The 19,166-nt window shown below is 71.3% G+C and carries 19 protein-coding genes and 1 riboswitch; of the genes, 12 read left to right on the plus strand and 7 right to left on the minus strand.

Translation table 11 applies throughout. The features are described from left to right. Positions 1–41 precede the first annotated feature (41 nt). Positions 42–173, plus strand: a riboswitch (FMN riboswitch). A gap of 125 nt (positions 174–298) precedes the next feature. Continuing rightward, entirely contained in the window at positions 299–1,009 is a 711-nt protein-coding gene (pnuC, locus tag ACFU5J_RS09900; protein WP_430576805.1) for a nicotinamide riboside transporter PnuC, read from the plus strand. 181 nt (positions 1,010–1,190) lie between these two features. On the opposite strand, the gene ACFU5J_RS09905 is transcribed toward pnuC, so the two are convergent. After that, positions 1,191–2,435: an acyl-CoA dehydrogenase family protein gene (locus ACFU5J_RS09905; RefSeq protein ID WP_430576808.1), complete on the minus strand. Its 1,245-nt coding sequence runs from the start codon at positions 2,433–2,435 to the stop codon at positions 1,191–1,193. 173 nt (positions 2,436–2,608) lie between these two features. Between ACFU5J_RS09905 and ACFU5J_RS09910 the strand changes: the two genes are divergently transcribed. Continuing rightward, positions 2,609–3,091, plus strand: coding sequence for an NUDIX domain-containing protein (locus tag ACFU5J_RS09910; RefSeq protein WP_430578604.1), 483 nt, complete (start codon positions 2,609–2,611; stop codon positions 3,089–3,091). A gap of 18 nt (positions 3,092–3,109) precedes the next feature. Here the strand turns inward: ACFU5J_RS09910 and ACFU5J_RS09915 are convergent, their stop codons facing one another. Then, complete coding sequence (locus tag ACFU5J_RS09915; protein WP_430578705.1) at positions 3,110–4,369, minus strand: Nramp family divalent metal transporter; 1,260 nt, start codon at positions 4,367–4,369, stop codon at positions 3,110–3,112. 221 nt (positions 4,370–4,590) lie between these two features. Here ACFU5J_RS09915 and ACFU5J_RS09920 point away from each other — a divergent pair, with 221 nt between their 5' ends. From ACFU5J_RS09920 to ACFU5J_RS09935, 4 genes are all read left to right on the plus strand, one after another. Beyond that, positions 4,591–5,883: a glycosyltransferase family 87 protein gene (locus ACFU5J_RS09920; protein WP_430576810.1), complete on the plus strand. Its 1,293-nt coding sequence runs from the start codon at positions 4,591–4,593 to the stop codon at positions 5,881–5,883. 123 nt (positions 5,884–6,006) lie between these two features. Beyond that, positions 6,007–7,842 (plus strand): choice-of-anchor I family protein, encoded by a 1,836-nt coding sequence (locus ACFU5J_RS09925; protein WP_430578605.1) that lies wholly within the window; start codon positions 6,007–6,009, stop codon positions 7,840–7,842. Positions 7,843–7,919: 77 nt separating this feature from the next. Then, positions 7,920–8,591 (plus strand): ANTAR domain-containing protein, encoded by a 672-nt coding sequence (locus ACFU5J_RS09930; protein ID WP_430576812.1) that lies wholly within the window; start codon positions 7,920–7,922, stop codon positions 8,589–8,591. Positions 8,592–8,708: 117 nt separating this feature from the next. Next, positions 8,709–9,416, plus strand: coding sequence for an ANTAR domain-containing protein (locus tag ACFU5J_RS09935; protein WP_430578606.1), 708 nt, complete (start codon positions 8,709–8,711; stop codon positions 9,414–9,416). A gap of 4 nt (positions 9,417–9,420) precedes the next feature. On the opposite strand, the gene ACFU5J_RS09940 is transcribed toward ACFU5J_RS09935, so the two are convergent. After that, positions 9,421–10,062 carry a PAS and ANTAR domain-containing protein gene (locus tag ACFU5J_RS09940; protein ID WP_430576814.1) on the minus strand — a complete coding sequence of 214 codons (642 nt, stop codon included), beginning with the start codon at positions 10,060–10,062 and terminating at the stop codon, positions 9,421–9,423. 112 nt (positions 10,063–10,174) lie between these two features. Between ACFU5J_RS09940 and ACFU5J_RS09945 the strand changes: the two genes are divergently transcribed. The 3 genes from ACFU5J_RS09945 to ACFU5J_RS09955 are packed head-to-tail and all read left to right on the plus strand — an operon-like array spanning position 10,175 to position 11,940. Continuing rightward, positions 10,175–10,675 (plus strand): hypothetical protein, encoded by a 501-nt coding sequence (locus tag ACFU5J_RS09945; RefSeq protein ID WP_430578607.1) that lies wholly within the window; start codon positions 10,175–10,177, stop codon positions 10,673–10,675. 42 nt (positions 10,676–10,717) lie between these two features. After that, positions 10,718–11,254 carry a toxin gene (locus ACFU5J_RS09950; RefSeq protein WP_430578608.1) on the plus strand — a complete coding sequence of 179 codons (537 nt, stop codon included), beginning with the start codon at positions 10,718–10,720 and terminating at the stop codon, positions 11,252–11,254. Positions 11,255–11,313: 59 nt separating this feature from the next. Then, positions 11,314–11,940 carry a dihydrofolate reductase family protein gene (locus ACFU5J_RS09955; protein ID WP_430578609.1) on the plus strand — a complete coding sequence of 209 codons (627 nt, stop codon included), beginning with the start codon at positions 11,314–11,316 and terminating at the stop codon, positions 11,938–11,940. On the opposite strand, the gene ACFU5J_RS09960 is transcribed toward ACFU5J_RS09955, so the two are convergent. Together ACFU5J_RS09960 and ACFU5J_RS09965 are read right to left on the minus strand one after the other, a co-directional pair. Next, positions 11,907–12,629 (minus strand): hypothetical protein, encoded by a 723-nt coding sequence (locus ACFU5J_RS09960; RefSeq protein ID WP_430578610.1) that lies wholly within the window; start codon positions 12,627–12,629, stop codon positions 11,907–11,909. The genes ACFU5J_RS09955 and ACFU5J_RS09960 overlap by 34 nt on opposite strands. Positions 12,630–12,861: 232 nt before the next feature. Then, positions 12,862–13,206 (minus strand): hypothetical protein, encoded by a 345-nt coding sequence (locus ACFU5J_RS09965; RefSeq protein ID WP_430578611.1) that lies wholly within the window; start codon positions 13,204–13,206, stop codon positions 12,862–12,864. 233 nt (positions 13,207–13,439) lie between these two features. Between ACFU5J_RS09965 and ACFU5J_RS09970 the strand changes: the two genes are divergently transcribed. The 3 genes from ACFU5J_RS09970 to ACFU5J_RS09980 all read left to right on the plus strand — a co-directional run bounded on the left by ACFU5J_RS09970 (position 13,440) and on the right by ACFU5J_RS09980 (position 14,717). Beyond that, the gene (locus tag ACFU5J_RS09970; protein ID WP_430578612.1) at positions 13,440–14,084 is read left to right on the plus strand and encodes a hypothetical protein; all 645 of its coding nucleotides are present in this window, start codon (positions 13,440–13,442) and stop codon (positions 14,082–14,084) included. A gap of 145 nt (positions 14,085–14,229) precedes the next feature. After that, a complete protein-coding gene (locus ACFU5J_RS09975) occupies positions 14,230–14,412 on the plus strand; it encodes a hypothetical protein (protein WP_430578613.1) in 183 nt (60 codons plus the stop codon). A gap of 5 nt (positions 14,413–14,417) precedes the next feature. Continuing rightward, positions 14,418–14,717 carry a hypothetical protein gene (locus ACFU5J_RS09980; RefSeq protein ID WP_430578614.1) on the plus strand — a complete coding sequence of 100 codons (300 nt, stop codon included), beginning with the start codon at positions 14,418–14,420 and terminating at the stop codon, positions 14,715–14,717. A 619-nt stretch (positions 14,718–15,336) separates the two neighbouring features. Here ACFU5J_RS09980 and ACFU5J_RS09985 read toward each other — a convergent pair. Then, on the minus strand, positions 15,337–15,744 hold the full coding sequence (locus tag ACFU5J_RS09985) for a hypothetical protein (RefSeq protein ID WP_430578615.1): 408 nt from the start codon (positions 15,742–15,744) through the stop codon (positions 15,337–15,339). A 411-nt stretch (positions 15,745–16,155) separates the two neighbouring features. After that, on the minus strand, positions 16,156–18,939 hold the full coding sequence (locus ACFU5J_RS09990) for a DUF4365 domain-containing protein (RefSeq protein ID WP_430578616.1): 2,784 nt from the start codon (positions 18,937–18,939) through the stop codon (positions 16,156–16,158). Positions 18,940–19,166 lie beyond the last annotated feature (227 nt).

Here is a 19,166-nt window from a genome sequence, read left to right on the forward strand (position 1 = left end):
GCAAGACGCCGCCGGGACCTCCGGCGGTGGAAGACACGCACGTACGTGCTCCGGGGTCGGTGAAATTCCGAGCCGGCGGTGACAGCCCGCGACCCGGCCTCCCTCGGGAGGCCGGTTGACCTGGTGAGATTCCAGGGCCGACGGTCAAAGTCCGGATGGGAGGAAGCACGTGCGGCACGCGCCCGGTGACGGGTGGGTGCCGCCGGGCGTCGTGTCGTCGACGGCGGGCCCCGGTCCGCCCTCGGCGGACGTCAGCCCTCACCCCGGACGCCGCACCCTCGGACCGGGAGAGTGAACGATGGACGCGATCGACGCGTTCTTCAACGCCACGCTGACCATCGGTGACCAGCACATGTCGTGGCGCGAGATCGTCGGCAACGGCTTCGGCCTGGCGTCGGCGCTGGGCGGCATGCGGCGCAAGGTGTGGGCCTGGCCCGTCGGCATCGTCGGCAACCTGCTGCTGTTCACGGTGTTCATGGGCTCGTGGTTCGGCGACTCCAGCCGCGCCGACATGCTCGGCCAGGCCGGCCGCCAGGTGATGTTCCTGATCGTGTCGATCTATGGCTGGGTGCAGTGGCGGCGCACCGAGCGCGCCGCCCTCGAGGTGCGCGCCGACGGCAGGATCCCCGCCGACGGCGGCGCCGCGGTGCACCCGCACTGGGCCTCCTGGCGGGAGCGCGTCGGGATCGTCGTCGTGATGGTGGGCGGCACCCTGCTGCTCACGCCGCTGTTCCGCGCGCTCGGCTCGTACGAGCCGGTGTGGTCGGACGCCTGGATCTTCATGGGCTCCCTCGTCGCCACCTACGGCATGGCCAAGGGCTGGGTGGAGTTCTGGCTGGTCTGGGTGGCGGTGGACGTCGTGGGCGTGCCGCTCCTCTGGTCGGCGCAGTACTACGCGACCGCGCTCATGTACGTGTTCTACGGCGCCTTCACGCTGACCGGGTTCTTCGTCTGGTGGCGCGTGCACCGCCGCGAGCAGGCCGAGGCGGAGTCGACGATCGCCGCCTGACCCCCGACGGCGCGGCAGTTTGGTGTCGGGGCGGCAGTTCGAACTGCCGCATCGGCACCGAACTGCCGCGGATCCTCAGTCGTCGCCCTCACGGACGGCCGCGTCCACGTCAACGAGCCCGCACGCGACGACGGGGACCCGCGCGGCTGCGCGGGTCCCCGTCGTGCGGAGGGTGCTGGGCTCAGGCGAAGGCGGAGACCCCGGTGATGTCGCGGCCCACGATGAGCGCCTGCATCGACTCGGTGCCCTCGTAGGTGTGCAGCGCCTCGAGGTCGGCGAAGTGCCGCGCGACCCGGTTGGCGAGCAGGATGCCGTTGCCGCCGAGCATGTCGCGGGCGATCGACGCGACCTCGCGGGCCTGGCGCGTCGTCGTGTACTTGGCGAGGGACGCCTGCTCGCCGGTCAGCGTGCCGGCGTCGGCGAGGCGCGTGATCTGCGCGACCAGCAGCTGCATCTGCGTGACCAGCGAGAGCATGCGGGTGAGCCGCTCCTGCACCATCTGGTTCTTGGCCAGCGGGCGGCCGAACTGGATGCGCTGCGTCGAGTACGCGGCGGCGGCCTCGTAGCAGGCGACGGCGTGCCCGACGGCGGACCAGGCCACCGCGAGGCGGGTCGCGAAGAGGACGGCGGCGGTCGCCTTGAACGACGTCGCGCCGGGCAGCGCGGCGTCCGCGGGGACGAACACGTCGTCGAGCACGATGTGCGCCTGCCAGATGGCGCGCAGCGAGACCTTGCCCTCGATCGTGGTGGCGGCGTAGCCGGGGGCGTCCTGCGGGACGATGAAGCCGTGCACCTGGTTGTCGCCGTCGTCGCCGACGAGACGGGCCCACACGACGGTGATGTCGCCGCAGGAGCCGAAGCCGATCCACTTCTTCTCGCCGTCGAGCACGTAGCCCTCGACGCCGTCGCGCGTCTCCTTGCGGGCGGTGGTCTCGAGCGAGACGGAGTCCGAGCCGTGCGTGGGCTCGGTGAGCGCGAACGCGCCGAGGATCTCGCCGCGCGCCATCGGCTCGGCGTACTGCTCGATCTGCTCCGGCGAGCCGTGCATGATGATCGACCGCAGGGCGAGGCCGCCCTGGACGCCGCAGATGGTGGCGACGGAGCCGTCGCCGCGCGACATCTCCATGCTGGCGAGGCCCTCGGCCATGAACGACACGGACGGGCGGCCGGGCACGTCGACGCCGTCGCGCAGGAAGTCGCGCTCGGCGAGCTTCTTCACGAGGTCGAACGGCACCTCGGCGCGCTCCCAGTAGCCGTCGATGACGGGGAGCACCTCGTCCTGGACGAACTCGCGGACGGCGAGCTGGTGCGCGCGCTCCTCGGGGGCGACGCCGGCGAAGGCGCCCACGTAGTCGAGGTCCAGCGGCTGCGAGACGTCGTAGTCGGGGGCGGTCACGCCGGGCATGACGGGGGCGGTGCGGGTCATCGACGACCTCTCTCTGCACGGGGGTCCGGCGTTCCGGGCCCGGAGAAGGAGGGCCGGCGCCGCCACGAGGCTGGTGGTGTGGCGACGCCGACCTGCCCCCATGGTGACCCGCGACGGCGTCTCAGGTCAAGCGATACTCGGTCTCAGGGCGCGCGGTCGACGATCCTGGGGTGATGGCGACGACCAGCGCGGGGCTGCTGCTCTACCGGACCACGCCCGACGGCGGGCTCGAGGTGCTGCTCGGGCACATGGGCGGGCCGTTCTGGGCGCGCAAGGACGAGGGCGCGTGGACCGTGCTCAAGGGCGAGCTCGAGCCGGACGAGGAGCCGCACGCGGCCGCGCTCCGCGAGGCGGCGGAGGAGCTCGGGCTGCCGCTCCCGGAGCCGTCGTCCCCCGACGTCGACCTCGGCGAGGTGCGGCAGAGGTCCGGCAAGCGGGTGGTCGCGTGGGCCCGTCCGTGGCCGGACCCGCAGCCGGACCTCGCCACGGCCCGCAGCAACACCGTCGAGATCGAGTGGCCGCCGCGCTCCGGGAAGCGGATCGAGGTGCCCGAGATCGACCGCGTCGCCTGGTTCGGGCCCGACGACGCGCGCCGCGTCGTCGTCAGCGCGCAGGCCGCGCTCGTCGACCGCCTCGAGGCCGCGCTGGCGCCCTGACCCCGGCCTCGACGGCCGCTAGCCGGTGAACGTCAGCCACAGGAGCGCGATGTTGAGCGCCACGATGACGGCGGCCACGGCCCAGGCGGCCACCTGGGTGAGGACGCCGTTGCGGAAACCGCCCAGCAGACCGGCGTCGCGGGTGATCCGCACCAGCGGCACCATCGCGAACGGGATGCCGAAGCTCAGCACCACCTGGCTCACGACCAGCAGCCACGTGGGCGACACCCCCGTGGCGAGCAGCACGATGGCGGGCACCAGGGTGACCAGGCGCCGGGCCAGCAAGGAGACCCGGACGCGGAGCAGCCCGGACATGATCTCGGCCCCCGCGTAGGCGCCGACCGACGTGGACGCGAGCCCGGACGCCAGCAGGCCGACGCCGAAGAGGATGGCCACCGCCGGCCCGAGGGACGACTCGATCGCGGCGTGCGCGCCCTCGATCGAGTCGGTGCCGGTGCGGCCCGGGAGGTTCGCGGCGGCGAGCAGCAGCATCGCGATGTTGACCCCGCCCGCGAGCACGAGCGCCGCGACCACGTCCCAGCGCGTGGCGGTGAGCAGGCGGCGCACGGTGGCGGTCGACGGCGGCGCGGGCTCGTCGTCGCCGTCCGCCACCCCGGCGGCGAGGAGGTGCTGCCGCTGCACGCGCGCGTCGTGCCGCACCCGGTCGCGCGCGAGAGACGAGTGCAGGTAGATCGCGTGCGGCATCACCGTGGCGCCGAGCATCGACGCCGCCAGCAGCACCGACTCGGGGCCGTCGAGGCGCGGCACCAGCCCGCCGAGCACGGCGCCCAGGTCGGGCGGCGAGAAGAACAGGCCCGCGCAGAACCCGACCGTGAGCACCACGAGCATCGACGTCACGACCGACTCGAAGACGCGCTGCCCGCGCCGCTGTTGGACCGTGAGCACCAGCATGGACACGACGCCGGTGATGAGGCCGCCCAGCACCAGCGGGACGCCGAACAGCAGGTGCAGGGCGATGGCGCCGCCGATCACCTCGGCGACGTCGGTGGCCATCGCGACCACCTCGGCCTGCGCCCAGTAGACGACGCGGCCGCGCCGGGAGAGCCGCTCGCCGAGCACCTCGGGCAGCGACCGGCCGGTGACCACGCCGAGCTTGGCCGACAGGTACTGCACCAGCACCGCCATGACGTTCGCGACCACCAGCACCCACACCAGCAGGTAGCCGAACCGCGCACCGGCGGTGAGGTTGGCGGCCACGTTCCCCGGGTCCACGTAGGCGATGGCGGCGACGAACGCCGGGCCGAGCAGCGCCACGATCCGGGCGGGGCGGGCGCCCCGGTGGCGGGCACCGCTCGCGCCGGTGCCGTCGGCGCCGGGCGCGGGCGGCGCCGGGGCGGTGGCGGGCGTCGGTCGGCTCACGGGACTCCTTCGGTCGGACAGTTTTCGGGTGTCCGAAACTCTAGACGTCTATCACCGTATCTCGCATCCCCGCCTGCGTCCGGGGCCGCCTCCGAGGCCGGTCTGCCACGATGTCGGTCGTGCCCACCACGCAGCCGCCCTCCGCGCGGCGAGACCCCGGTCCCCTCGGCGCCGTGCTGAGGTCCCCGTGGCTGCTGGCGCTCGGCTTCGTCGCGGTCCACGCGTGGGTGGTGAACCAGGCGATCACCTGGGGGAACACCATCTACGGCGACGTGACGCTGTACGAGTGGTGGGCCCGCCACGGCCTCACCACCGGGCAGTGGCCCGTGCTCGACTACGACTGGGTGTACCCCGCCGGCGCGCTCGTCCCGGTCACGCTGCCCGCCCTCCTGTCGCACGGCGTCCTGGGGTACGAGATCGTCTGGACGGCGATGGTCGTGGCGCTCGACGCCGTCGCCACGATCGTGCTGGTGCGGTCCGCCCCGCGCGGCGTGCTCGGCGCCTGGTGGTGGCTCGCGTTCCTCGTCGCGCTCGGCCCGATCTTCGTGGGGCGGCTCGACGGCGTCGTCGCGCCGCTCATCCTCGTCGCGCTGGTCGTCGCCTCCCGCCGCCCGGCGCTCGCGACGGCGGTCGCCACCGCCGGGGCGTGGATCAAGATCGCGCCCGGCGCCGTCGTCGTGGCCCTGGCCGCCACCCGCGCGCGCTGGCGGGACCTGCTGCGGCACGTCGTCGTGCCGGGGGCGGCCGTCAGCGTGGTCGTCGTCGGGCTCGCCCTCGCGGGCGGCGCGGGCGAGCGCGCGTTCTCCGTCTTCGGCCAGCAGGAGGCCCGCACGCTGCAGGCCGAGTCCGTGTTCGCGACCTGGTTCAGCGTGGCGCGCCTGTGGGACCCGACCGTGCGGATCGACTACAACGACGTCATCTACACGTACGAGGTGCAGGGCGAGGCCGCCCGGCAGGTCGCCACGGCCCTCGACTGGCTGCTGCCCCTCGTGGTGCTCCTGCTCGCCGCCCTCACCTGGTGGACGGCGCACCGCCGCCCCGACCACGCCGGCGACATCCTGCTGCTCAGCACCGCCGCCCTGCTGCTCGCGCTCATCGTGTTCAACAAGGTGGGGTCGCCCCAGTTCGTCGCGTGGATCGGGCCGCCGCTGGCCGCCGCGCTCGCGCTGGCCGGCCCCGGCACGCGCCGGCTCTGGGGACCGCCCGCCGTCGGGGCCTTGCTCGCCGCGCTCGGCACGCAGATCGTCTACCCCGTCGCCTACGGGGAGTTCCTCGCCGGCGAGCCCGCGATGATCGCCGTCGAGGGGCTGCGCAACCTCGCGCTCGTCGTGCTCCTCGGGGGCGCGGTCTGGCGGATCGCGCAGCTCGGGCGCGACGGCGTGCGCGACGTCGCCGGCGACGCGACCGCCTGAGCCAGGCGTTCACCGGCAGGCCGGCGCGCGTTCACCGCGGCCTCCCCGGGCGGCCATCCGTCCTCCCTACGGTCACCCCGAGGGCGCGCAGGCGCGCGCCACCGGCCCGCCACGGAGGACCCCTTGCGCAACGCCCGCACCCCGGTGCCCGACCACCTCACCCCCCGGCCCCGGCGGCGCGCCGTCGTCGGAGCCTGCGCGACGACCCTCGCCGTCGCGCTGGCCGTGCCCCTCGCGCTCACCGCGTCGGCCCACCGCGACACGCAGCCCGGCGCGGGCGTCGTCGCGCAGCCGGTGACGACGTCCGCCGACGACGCCCGCATCGCCCTCTCGCCGCTCGGCTCGTACGCCACGGGGGTCTTCGACCGTTCGGCGGCGGAGATCGTCGCCTACCACGCGCGCTCGCAGCGCCTGTTCTCGGTGGACGCGCAGGCGGGCGAGGTCACCGTGCTCGACGTCGCGCGGCCGTCGGCGCCGCGCCAGCTCTTCGCGCTCCGGACCACGGGCGTGCGGGCCGCCGACGGCACCACCGTGCCCGACGGCGCGATCGCGAACTCGGTGGCCGTCCGGCCCGACGGCCTCGGCGTGGTCGCCGTCGAGTCCCCCGACAAGGTCTCCGACGGCTGGCTCGTGCTGTTCGACGCCGCCGGCGACGGCCGGGCCCTCGGCGCGTGGCGCGTCGGCGCCCTGCCCGACATGGTGACGATCACGCCCGACGGGCGCAGCGCCGTCGTCGCGAACGAGGGCGAGCCCGCCGACGACTTCGGCGTGGACCCCGAGGGCACCGTGTCCGTCGTCGCGCTCCCCGACCGCGTGTCCGGCAAGGGGTCGGGCACGAAGGGGCCGGCGGTCGAGCAGTCGGCCGTGCGCACCGCGACGTTCCACGCCTTCGAGGGCGACGCGCTCCCCGAGGGGGTGCGGGTCTTCGGGCCGGACGTGGCCGGCCCGGACGGGTCGCTGGAGCACCGCGTGTCGCGCAACCTCGAGCCGGAGTACGTGACGGTGTCGAAGGACTCCCGCACCGCGTACGTCGCGCTGCAGGAGGCGAACGCCGTCGCCGAGGTGGACCTGCGCAGCGCCCGCACCACCGACCTGTGGTCGCTCGGCAGCAAGGACCACTCGGTGCCCGGCCAGGGCATCGACCCGTCCGACAAGGACGGCGTCGCCGCGATCCGCGAGGTGCCGGTCCACGGGCTGTACATGCCCGACGGGATCGCGTCGTACACCTCGCACGGCCGGACCTACCTCGTCACCGCGAACGAGGGCGACGCCCGCGAGTGGGGCGACTACGCCGAGCCCGCACGGGTCAAGGACCTCGGCAAGGGCGGCCTCGCGCCGGTCTGCGCCGACTCCCCCGCGTTCGGCCTGCGGGGCGACGCCGACCTGGGCCGCCTCACCGTCACCACCGCGTCCGGGCTGCGCGCCGACGGCTCTTGCTACGAGCAGCTCTACTCGTTCGGCGGCCGGTCCTTCTCCGTGTGGACCACGGACGGCGACCTCGTCTTCGACTCCGGCGACCAGTTCGAGCAGGTGACCGCCGGGGCCCTCGGCGACGCGTTCAACACCAACCACACCGAGACCAAGGGCGACGGCCGCAGCGACGACAAGGGCCCCGAGCCGGAGAACCTCGCGATCGGCGAGGTCTCGGGCCGCACCTACGCGTTCGTGGGGCTGGAGCGCGCCGGCGGCGTGATGGTCTACGACGTCACGCGGCCGCAGCGCTCCGAGTTCGTCACCTACGTCTCGAACCGCGACTACTCCGTGTCCGTCGAGGACGCGATCGAGGACGGGGCCGACCCCACCGCCGCGCTCGCCGGCGCCGGCGACCTCGGCCCCGAGGGGCTGGCGTTCGTCCCCGCCTCCGGATCCCCCACGCACCGGCCGCTGCTCGCCGTCGCGAACGAGGTGTCGGGCACCACGACGCTCTTCCAGGTCGACCGCCTCACCGGGCGTCGCTGACCCCGGGCGAACGGCGCCCCCGACCGCCCCACGGCCGGGGGCGCAGGCACCCCCGACTCCCGGGTACCGTGCCTGTCATGACCCTCTCGCAGTACCTGGACGAGTGCGCCACCCGCGCGGCGCTGGTCCTCGGGCACGGTATCGAGGTCAGCGTGTCGATCCGCGAGCACGGCATCTCCCTCAAGGCGGGGAGCAGCTCCCGCGCCGCGGCGCGCTGCGACCAGGCCGAGGCCCGCGCGGACACGGGGCCCTGCATCGACGCGATGCGGGTGCGGGAGGCCCTCACCACCGACGTCGCCACGGCGCCCGCCCGCTGGGAGGCCTGGGCCACGGCGGCGAAGGAGGCGGGGTTCGTGCAGGCGCTCGGCGCGCCGGCCGTGGTCGGGCCCGGGGTCCAGGTCGCGCTCAACGTGTACTCGCGCACGGGCGGGGACTGGCCCGCGGACTTCGTCTCGACCTGCACCGCCTACGCCCTGCTGACCGCGGACGCGGTGCGCCTCCAGCTCCAGTTCGCCGACCTCGGGGCGGCCGTCGCCGCCCTCCACCGGAAGATCGCCGACGACGTCGCCGTCGAGCGCGCCGTCGGGGTGCTGATGGCGGCGAACGACTGCACCGAGGACGACGCCCGGCGGGTGCTCCTGACCGCATCGCAGGGGCGTGACCTCCCCCTGCGGGAGGTGGCCGACACGGTCGTCCGGTCCCTCGTCCTCGGCGGCGAGGACGACGTCATCGGCGGGTCGGATCGCTGACGCCCGAGGCCAGCACCGCCGCGCCACCGCGGGGCGGCCCGTCCGCGCGCGACGCCTCGACACGTGCGTGAGCCGACGGTGGGACACTGGGTCCGGAGCGACAGGACGGAGCCCCCGGTGAACACCTCCGAGCTTCTGGGACTCCTCGCCCGCGCCCTGACCGAGGTCGAGGGCGCCGAGCTCACCCCCGCGACACGGCTGTGCCGCGCGTGCTTCGACGTCCTGGGAGCGCAGGGCGGCACCGTGACGGTGGCCGCACCGCCCGGCGAGCAGCTGACGATCACCACCTCCGGAGGGGCGTCGGCCGAGCTCAGCAGCATCCAGGAGCTGCTGGGCGACGGTCCCGGGCACACCGCGATCGCGGAGGACCGGATCGTGGTCACCCCGCTGCGCCCGAGCGCCGGGGCCGGCGACGTCTTCTCCCTCTTCGCCGCCGGGGACGAGCACGTCGAGGACGCCACCTGGTACGCCGTGCCGATGCGCGTGGGCGGGGTCCCCGTCGGCGCGCTGGGGCTCTACGTGGTGGGGGCCTTGGCCCGCAGCCTCGAGGACGCGCAGTTCCTCGCCGACGCCGTGGGCACCGCCGTCCTCGGCGAGCTCGACGAGGACGGGTCGTCCACCCGGGCACAGGTGCACCAGGCCACGGGGATGGTCTCCATCCAGCTGCGCCTGTCGCCGCCGGACGCGCTCGCGGTGCTCCGCGCCCACGCGTTCGTGCAGGGCACGACGCTCGAGGCCGTGGCGGACGACGTCGTGGCCCGACGGCTGTCGCTCGCCGGGGACGGGCACGAGCCCGTCCAGTCGCACACCGCCGACGAGGCCTGAGCCCTCAGTCCGTGCGGGGCGCCGCGAGCAGCCCGCGGACCGCCGAGCGACGGTCCAGGTCCTGGCGGTGCGCGACGGCGACGATGGCCTGCGCGAGGTCGCGGATCGGGACGTTGTGGTCGTTGGAGGTCCGGCGCATCACCTGGAACGCGGTGGCGGGGTCCACGTCGTAGAGCACGGCGACCATGCCCTTCGCCTGCTCGATCACCCCGCGGCTCTCGGCCGACGCCCGGATGTCGGCCGTCGCGCGCGCGTGGGCGCGCTCGGCGACGACGGCGGTGAGGTCGACGAAGTACCCCTCGAGCGCGAAGGCGCCCGGACCCTGTTCGGCACGCACGCCGCGGCCGACGACGGCGATCGTGAGCTCGCGTCCGCGGGCGTCGAGCAGCCGGTGGACGACGGAGAACGCCTCGCCCGTGCGCATCGCCGCGGCGAGCGCCTCACCGGTGCGCTCGCGGTCCTCCGCGTGGACGTGGGAGAGCACCAGCCCGGTGGTGGGCACCACCTCGTGCGGGGCGAACCCGTGCAGGGCGTACACCTCGTCCGTCCAGGTCCACCGGTCCGACGCCGGCTCGAGCCTGAACTGACCGACCAGGCGCGGGGGCTCGAGCGTCTGCGCCTCGGCTGCCAGGGTGTCTACGGGCAAAGGTCGCCTCCGACCGGATCGACTGCACCGGCCGTTCCTTGACCGATGATGCCGACCCTAGCAAGCGGCCGCACTCGGGACGACGGGCGCCCCGAGCCACTACGTTGGGCGCGTGCCGACACCGACGTCGCCCCCGCTCCTCCGCCCCGCCCGCCGCACCGCGCTGGGCGTCGTCGCCCTCCTCGCGACGACAGGGTTGTCGTCCGGGTGCGGGGTCTTCCCGCAGAACGCGTACTGCAACGCGAGCGACCCGGTGGTCACGCCGACGAGCGTGGGCCCGGGCGACGAGGTGGACGTCCGGATCGACGGGGTCGGCGGCCTGGACTGCTCCACGGAGCTGCCGGACCACGCCCGGTACGAGATCTCGATCATGTCGCTGGTTGACGGCACGGGAAACGACGACGTCGGCAGCCACTACTACTCGGCCGACCTCGTCGTCGTCGACCCGGACGAGGACGGCGCCGCGCGGACCACCGTCGTCGTGCCGGAGGACATGCCGCCGGGGCCGGCCGAGATCTCGGTGGACCTCGAGAACGCCAAGACCCTGTGCGAGATCGACCCGAGCATGCAGTGCCCGATGAACCCGTCCGCCTCGATCGAGATCACGCCCTGAGCCGGCCTGGTTCGACCGCCTGCTCCTGCTAGGTTGCCGCGGGTGCGCAGGGTGTCGGTGGTCGGTGCGGCAGGGTCCGGCAAGTCGACCCTCGCCCGGGAGCTGGCGGCACGGCTGAACGTGCGGCGCGTGGAGCTGGACGCGCTGTTCTGGGGCCCGGACTGGACGCCCCGTCCGCGCGAGGAGTTCCTGGCAGACGCCCGGCGCGAGATCGGCGGCGACGCGTGGGTGATCGACGGCAACTACTCCGCCCTGCAGGCGGAGATCTGGGCACGGGCGGACGCCGTCGTCTGGCTCGACCCGCCGAGGCCGGTCGTCATGGCGCAGGTGTACCGGCGCACGCTGGCGCGCGCCGTGGACCGCACGGAGCTCTGGCCGGGCACCGGCAACCGGCAGCGGTGGCGCGACGTCCTCGCGCCCTGGCGCAGGGACGGCATCGTGCGCTGGTCGTGGGACCAGGTGGGGCGCTACCCCGAGCGGTACGGCACGGCGATGGCCGACCCCGCCCACGCGCACCTGGCGTTCCACCGGCTGCGGTCGCGCGGCGCGGTCGACACGTTCCTCGCCGCCGCCGGCTGATCCCGAGGTTCGACGACCACGGGTCGATGACTCCGCGCCGCCGGGGCGGTCCACCCTGCATGACCAGAGTGGTGGGCGACATCTCGATCTCCCTCGACGGGTACGTCACCGGGCCCCACCCGGGTCCCGAGAACGGTCTGGGCGACGGCGGCGAGGCCCTGCACACCTGGGCGTTCAGCGACGACCCCGTCGACCGGGAGCAGCTCCGCACCGCCACCGAGCGCAGCGGCGCCGTCGTGCTCGGGCGGCACCTGTTCGACGTCGTCGACGGCCCGCAGGGCTGGAACGACGAGGTGGGCTACGGCGCGCGCGAGGTGGGGACGCCGCCGTTCTTCGTCGTCACGCACCACGCCCCCACGCGCACGCGGCTCGCGTTCTGGACCTTCGTCACGACCGGGCTGCACGACGCCGTGGCGCAGGCCCGCGCGGCCGCGCACCAGCTGTCCGCGGAGGCCGGCGACGACCGCGACGTCGTGCTCATGGGCGGCGGGCTCACCGTCGGGTCGGCGCTGGACGCCGGGCTGCTCGACGTCCTCGTGCTGCACCTGTCCCCCGTCGTCCTCGGGTCCGGGACGCCGCTGTTCGTCGGCGGCCGCACGCACTCCCTGACGCAGCGGGCGGTGACGCCGTCGACGACGGCCGTGCACGCCGTCTACGACGTCGGCCGGCAGGATTCCGGGCGCTGATCCTCCGGGAGCACGAGGTCCGCGAGGGCCGCGCGCAACGCGTCGGTGCCCGGCCCGGGATCGAAGGCGGGGATGCGCAGGAAGTCCTCGAGGTCGGCGCGGGAGAAGTCGGCGAGCCGTTCCGCGCGGGCGTCGCGGATCGACTCGACGACCGTCGGGCCGTGCACGAAGACCGGGTCGGTGAGCCGCAGCCGGCCGTCGCCGGTCTGCAGGATGTTGCCCGGCCGGATGTCGGCGCCGCCCCAGAGCCGGTAGCGCCGGGCGCCGTCGGCGAGCAGGTCCTCGACGCGGCGGCGGAGGTCGACGACGTCGGGGTGGTCGGCGAGGTCGGCGGGCACGTCGTCGGGCGGCGGGGCGTCGGTGGCGCTGGTGACGCCGAGGGACCGCACGAGCCGCAGCGCCCGGTCCCGGTCCGCCGGGTGCAGGCGCTCCATGACGACGACGTAGCCGCGGTGCCGCAGCGGCACGACGTCGTCGATCCGCACGACGAACGAGTGCGGCCGCGCGGCGAACGCGTCCGCGAAGAGCCGGAACGCCGGGTCGAACGGCGTGACCCGCGCCGCCAGCGTGCCGTCCGGGGACGCGAGCACCCACGCCCAGTCGCCCGTCCCGACCAGGCTCCAGCCGTGCGACTCGAGCAGGGCGCGCGCGTCGGCGGCGGTGGTGTCGGGGGCGATGGTCGGGAGCACGGCCCCAGGATCGGTCGCGGCGCCCGGGCCCGTCAGGTCCTTTTTCCCGCCAGGACCGGCGCAACGACGTGGCGTGGAAGACGTGTCGGCAATGACGCCGCCGCGCTCGCCGACGTCGTTCCCACTGACGGTTCACGGCGCGGAACTGACGCCAGGTGCTACGTCGACGCCGCGACGCCCTGCGTACCACCGTCCTGGGTGCCGCCACGCGATGCTGCTGGCGCGGCGACGCCTAGAACGGCGCGAGCGTCTCCAGCAGGATGGCGCCGACCATCGCTGCGAGCGCCAGCGAGATCACCAGTACGGGCGACCGGCGGGGACGGCGAAGGGCGCCGATCTCCGCGACGAGCACCCAGACGAACAGCCCGGCCGTCAGGAGCCGCCACACCACCCCGCCCACGGACGGGGCGTCGAGGACGTTGAGGACGTGCCGCCACCACGCGCTGACGAACAGGCCGGCCACGCCCGCCTGGATCAGCGCCAGGCCCGCGACCGCCGCCCCCCGCAGCAGACGGTCGCCGCGGTCGTCCGCGTCCGCCCCCGCGAGCTCGTAGCCGTCCGTGCGTCGCGCTGCCATCGTCGGTGGTCTCCTCGGTAGTGGTCCTTCAGGGTCGGCTGCCCGACCCCGGCCGACAAGTCTCGGACGGCGGGGCCGGGAAGTAAACCTGCGTCCGGCCCCGTCCACCGAGCCTGCCCCCGACGCGCAGACCGCCGACACACGAGGAGCCCTGGGACGTTGAGGACGCACTCGTCATCGTGCGGACGGTGGCCGCGGGGACGGCGAAGCGGCAGGCCGCTACTCTCTGGCTCGTGAGCGACGACGTGGTCGAGTTCAAGGTCCGCTTCCGCCGTCGGAGCGGGAGGATCGCCCTGGCGGTCGTCGCCGTCCTGGCGCTCCTCGTGGCGTGGTGGGCGGTCTCGGGGACCGCCGCCGTGGCCCAGGGCTCGGCGGCGTCGTCGGGCGTGGGGCACGGGGACGACTGCGACTACCCGGACGAGGAATTCTGGGCCGTGTACGCGAAGGACGAGACGCCCGTCGCCGTCCAGACCGTGCGCAACGAGGGCCGTTGGCCTGTCGAGGTGATCAGCACCAGGCCCGAGGCGTACCGCTTCAGCCCCGTCCCCGACGACCCGAGGTACGACGCCACGTTCCCGTCCGACCCGCTGCTCGGCGCACCGCCGGACGACGAGACGTCCGACCGCGTGACGATCCCGCCCGGCCGGGAGGCCTCGATGTGGATCATCGACCCGTTCCGTCCCGAGAACGAGTACACGGCCGGCGGCCAGAGCCGCGTCAACGACCGGACCGGCGTCGAGACCGCGCCCGTGCAGGTCTGGTCGCTCGGCATCCGCCGCGATGCCGACGTCGCCTTCTACGGCACGCTCTGGCAGAGCACCCTCACCAGAGACTCGGAGGAGTTCAAGTCGGAGCTCGCGCAGCTGTGCGAGAGCTGAGGATCGCCAGTTCGCCGATAAAGACCTTCGCCTAGGGAGCAGGTTTCGGGCCGCTGCGCGCTCCTGCTGTTCTCGTCCCGCATAGTCTCGCCACCAGGCAGGACCCTGCCTGGGGAGCGCAGGAACGCGGCACTACGATCTCGACATGTCGGTTGATGACGAGTCGCCCCGGCCGCGGCACATCCGTCGTCTCGGCGATCCCCTGCCCGGGACCCCGTGGAGCCGGCTCGGAGACGTGGTGCGCGCCGACATCATCAAGGCGCGCGAGTTCGGCAAGGTCGTCCGCGACATCGGCCGGTGGCTGCATCGTCAGCGCCGAGGACGGTAGCCGAGATGGAACGTCTTACCCATCAGTGGCCCGTATTCGCCGAAGAGCTGCGGGCGGCATTGATCGCGGAGGGCGAGGAGGAGCTCGCGGCGAGCGTGGGCGACCTTGAGGTCGCCGAGCGATGCGACTGTGGCGACGACCTCTGCCAGAGCTTCTTCACCGGCCCCGCTCCTGACGGTCCGTGGGGGCCCGGGCTCCGGAACCTTTGGCTGGAGCCGCCGTGGCCGGAAATGCTGATCGTCGACGTCGTCGACGACGTGATCCGCTACGTGGAAGTCCTGGACCGCCCGGCGCGACTGAACTGACCGCGCGGGTGGCTGGAAGACCCGGTTCCCTCGAGCAGAACGCCCGCAACAGGCCGCTGTAGGCAAGCCGGTCACGAGCAACGGGCGCGCCGGGCGGCGGCGCACCTGACGATGAGAACGGCGTAGGGGACGACGAAGGGCCCCACGTCCGCGTGCTGCGGGTGGGGCCCTTCGGGTGGCGGTAGCGGTGGGCTTGAAAACGGCGCGTTGGCCCACCCTGCTCGTCCGGGTCGTTCTGGCATCTGACCTGGTGTTTTATGGCTTCGTCCGTTGGATCGGGTTGCACCTGCCGGCACCGATCCGCCGTCCAAAACGGAAGCAATCCGGCGACCTCTCGGCACTTTGGCCGGTGGGGACACTCGGAGGCGCCGTGCCGATAGCGGAGCACAAGAGGTCGTCGGAGACCCGTGTCAAGGGTGGCCGCAGGCCATCGCGGAGCGACGCCGCAGGCGCCCTTGATGCGGGGTGGAGACGGCCGGATGCTCGGCTGTCGGTGCGGGGCCGGACGGTCAGGCGGTGCAGGTGCCCGACCGTGGTTGCGGGACTAGTACTACAGCCGAAGATCGTGATGGTCGAACGGGTATCGGCTCACCGATCACAGCCGTCGGGCTCACATGCTCTACTCCGTGCCGCCGCTGGCAATGGTCCCGTCGATCTGGTGAAGCTCGGGAAGTCCCTCGCCAGCCGTGTCGCTGAAGATGCTGTAATCCAGCGAGTGGAGCCGGCCGTCCTCGACCCACAGCTCGAGCAGGCCAAATGGCTTGTCCCCGTCAGTGACGTCGAGGGTGGCGATCGGGCCGCCTGCGTGCGATGGGATCCTCGGAGTATCTACCCGGGCAGGGACGTCAATGAGGAAGCACGCATCGCCGCTGTGGTCCTTGCCGCCCCAACGCGCATGTACGAGCTGGGCCCTGGCTTCATCGGCCCCTCGCCAGGTTCCTGCGCAGATCAGCTCCAGCAGAGCGGTCTCGTGCGGTGTCAGCGGTGTGCCTGGCCGCCGAGCCGGGCGGCCGTGGGCGTCTTCCATGATCCAATCCTGGCAGACGCATGGCGCCGAGCGTGGGCGACCATCCCGATCTCCAGCCGCAGGTCACGGTCACGATTTACGGCTGTAGTACTAGCGAGGCCTTAGCCGGTCATGACATGGAGGCCGGATCCGGGGAAACTCGGGGCCCTGTTCGTTGTGCGAGTGGGTGGTCGGTCGGGTGGGTGCGTCGTGGGGTGCGCGAAGCGAGCTTGCGAGCGGAGCGCGGGGCCCCGCGGCGCGGGCCCCGCCCGACCGAACGCCCGCGCGGCGAAGCCGCGCGCTTGAGGCAGTGAGGAAAGTCCTCACGAACAATTCCCGCCAGGGTACGAGACATCACCGGTGTGCAGAACCAGCCAACGTCCAGAGTCCTCACACCTCGCGATTTCATTGCATCAGATCGCGCCACCCGTACTAGTGATCGTGAAGAAACCGCCCTCGTATTACCGCCGATGGGTGGGATCGCAGGTCGGCCTCCACGTCGGCTAAGCCTTCGTCTGGAAATACCGAAAGCCCTTGGGCGATACCATCGGCAAGAGCGCCACCGTTCTCCAGTGCATGAGCACTTCGGATGATCGCGAATGCTCGGTCGCGGTCATCCGGGAATGTGCGGGCATGCTTAATGATGTTGTAGCCGGCATGTTCTCGGACCCTAGGATTATCGTCGACGATTGCAGTCGCGAGGAGCGGCAACTTTCTCGCCGAGTTCCACGCCCCAAGATTCCTCACAAAGCCAACGGGGTCACTCCGACGCTCAGCCAGCAGCAGTGCCTCGATTTCAAAATCGGGCACCGTGCCCGCCGCAATGCGCAACTGAGTTACCGAGGCAGCGTACTCGTTGCGACTGGAACCGAATCCGACGCCGAAGGACGTGCCGTGAATGCTCGGCACGAGGCTCCTAAGCTTTCGCTGAACATGTCGGGGAAGGTTCTGAAATTGCTCGCCCAGCCTTCGAATAGTCCGCTGTTGCTGCGTTTCCTCAATCACGCAAGCTTCGAGAGCATCGGTGACCTGCTTCCAAAGCTTGGTGTCGTTGGTATTCAAAGCCGCGAGCGTGAGATCGTCGAGCTGATCGCTAGAGTGGTCGGTCATCTTTCTGGTGCCACCCTCGCCAACCACATCTTGCACCATGGTCCGCACGGTCCGCGCGGCACGCCGACCGAATATGATGAAGTCATTTCGATCCGTCGACCCGGCGACAAGGAGGGAACGAATTGCGTTCACATTGCCGGCCTCCGCACGAGCTCTTAGTTCAGAGACGGCGGCAGGGATCACCGGAGCAAGGACCTCGAGCAAGTGGATTGCGTAGCGGTCACCGCGGACCGTGGCAGCTTCCAGGAGTTGGTTGACGCAGGTGAGGTCAAGTTGTGTCACCGCGAGTTCGTTCGCAATACGGACAACAGGGATGGCGACACTTTCATCGCAAGTGGCGAACTCGGCCGCAAGAAATTCCGCCACCCTTTCGTGCGACGTTGGAGATGCGGCTCGGAGAACGCGTCGAAGTGCGCCATCCACCTCATTCCAGCGAAAGCTCCAAGCGTTGCCGCGAACCCGCACCGACCCATCAGTGTTGATTAAATCGATGATGCGTTGCACGACATAGTCCGCGGCCTCCGATTTGAGTAGGTCACCGGCTTGCGAGAAGACGGCCATTACGGCGCCTTCGTCACGCCGCGACCATGCTCGGTAAGCATACGTGTTCACGAGTGAATTCAACGATTCAATGGGACCTTCCATCCAAATCTTTCTCGCCGCGTCCTTCGCGATCTTCTTCTCCCCTATGAGGACAAGATCGGATAGTGCGGCACCAAGGAGAACGACGTCGTTCGTCGAAGTGAGTGTGAGTTGGGCCTTCAAGGTGGCCAGGTGACGCCAGGAGCCCCAGGAACCACTAAACGCCGCGCTCCAACCAGCTACCGAAAGGTCGGCTTGGGCGGAGCTGTTGAGGAAGTGAATACTTCCGTTGTCCGTCCAACCCTCGAACCGGAGCTTGAGATCCTTTTCCAGCGCCCAGCTCACATCTTGAGTGCGCCACCATGTTCCGGCATTGTCCTGCGCGGTGACGGTAGCTTCGATGTCACCGACTCCGAAGTCGGCGACGGCATACAGTACTTCTGCTGCGCCGCCTCGGATCACACTGACTGAAAGGTCGCCATCGAGGGCCTTTATTGCGACGAGGGCCTTCTTCGCAGCTTCAGCGGCCTCATCCGGCTTGTCAAGCTCAAGAAGGAACGCGGCCCTGTGGACATAAAGCCAGCCGCGGTCGGCAGGTTTAGTCGATCTGCTAGGTAGTAGAGGAGCCAGCGCTCCAGCAACGTTACCGCTGGCATACTCGGCGCAGCCTTGAACAACGAGGCAAGCGTCCCGTTCAAAACGGTGACGAGCCTCGCTTTCGAGCTGCGCGAACTTGCTTGCGCTCCCCTGAGTCACCAGTTCGTACAGCGCGTGGACGAAACGCCAGCCCCAGTCTTTGTGGTTCTTCCACTGCTCGGGTTTGGGACATTGTCCCCTATTTCCGCGGCGTCGAAGTTCGGAGTAGCGGTTCCGCACTACCATCGCTGCCGCTTCTTCGAATGCTAGCTTGCTGACCGACTTATTGGGATGTGGCGCAACAAGACGCGGAAGCACAAGGGCATTTCGGAGTCGGTCAGCGGGTCCAAGGTCGTTGAGCTTTCCGTTCCATACGGCACCTTCGAGGGTGTGCTTGCGGCGTGCGACGGCGATCCTGTTTAGGGCATCCAGGTTGTCCGTGTCAACCTTCTGGTTGGCGGGTACAAAGATTTTTCGCCCTTTTCCGGTAGCGACAATGGCGTCCCCATTAACCTCGACCCAATAGGCAACTTGGTTGGTCACGTCAACTAACACCAAGAGGTAGGGAAGGCCAAAGGAGAGCCAGTGGTCGAAGTGGTACGTCTCCGACTCGGCGAACCACCAGCCAGATTCACCTTTGTGAATGGCATCGGGAGTCGCATATTCACTTGGGCTCCCCTTGATCTGGAGGCAGACAGGAGCGCCTAGATCCCAAGCATCGTCCTTGTCCTCTGGCGCTGCCGTATCGCGGGCGAAGGTAATGAAGTCGGTGCCGATGTCCTCGCTGAGCTTCACCGGGGGTGCCCAACCGATGTCCGCGAAGATGACTGCTGCCTTGAGCTCGCCTCGCGTGCCGGTCTGGGTCGTTGGATGGACCTTGGTTGCCATGCCTTCAGTTCAGCAGGGCGGGCAACGTTGCGTCGCGTCGTAGGGAGGTGTGCGAGGGTCAAAGACCGACGACTACAGGTTTTTCACCCGGCTTCCGTAGATCCACGCTCGCCCGGATGCCGGTCACGCGGCCAGCAGATCGTCGGTCGACGGCGCGGCTGCTCGATGCGCTGCGTGGTTGGCTAGCCCGCCACCCAGAGATGACGTGGCCTGCGAGGAAGGAGGCA

Source organism: Isoptericola sp. NPDC057559, assembly GCF_042801555.1.
Lineage (GTDB): Bacteria > Actinomycetota > Actinomycetes > Actinomycetales > Cellulomonadaceae > Isoptericola.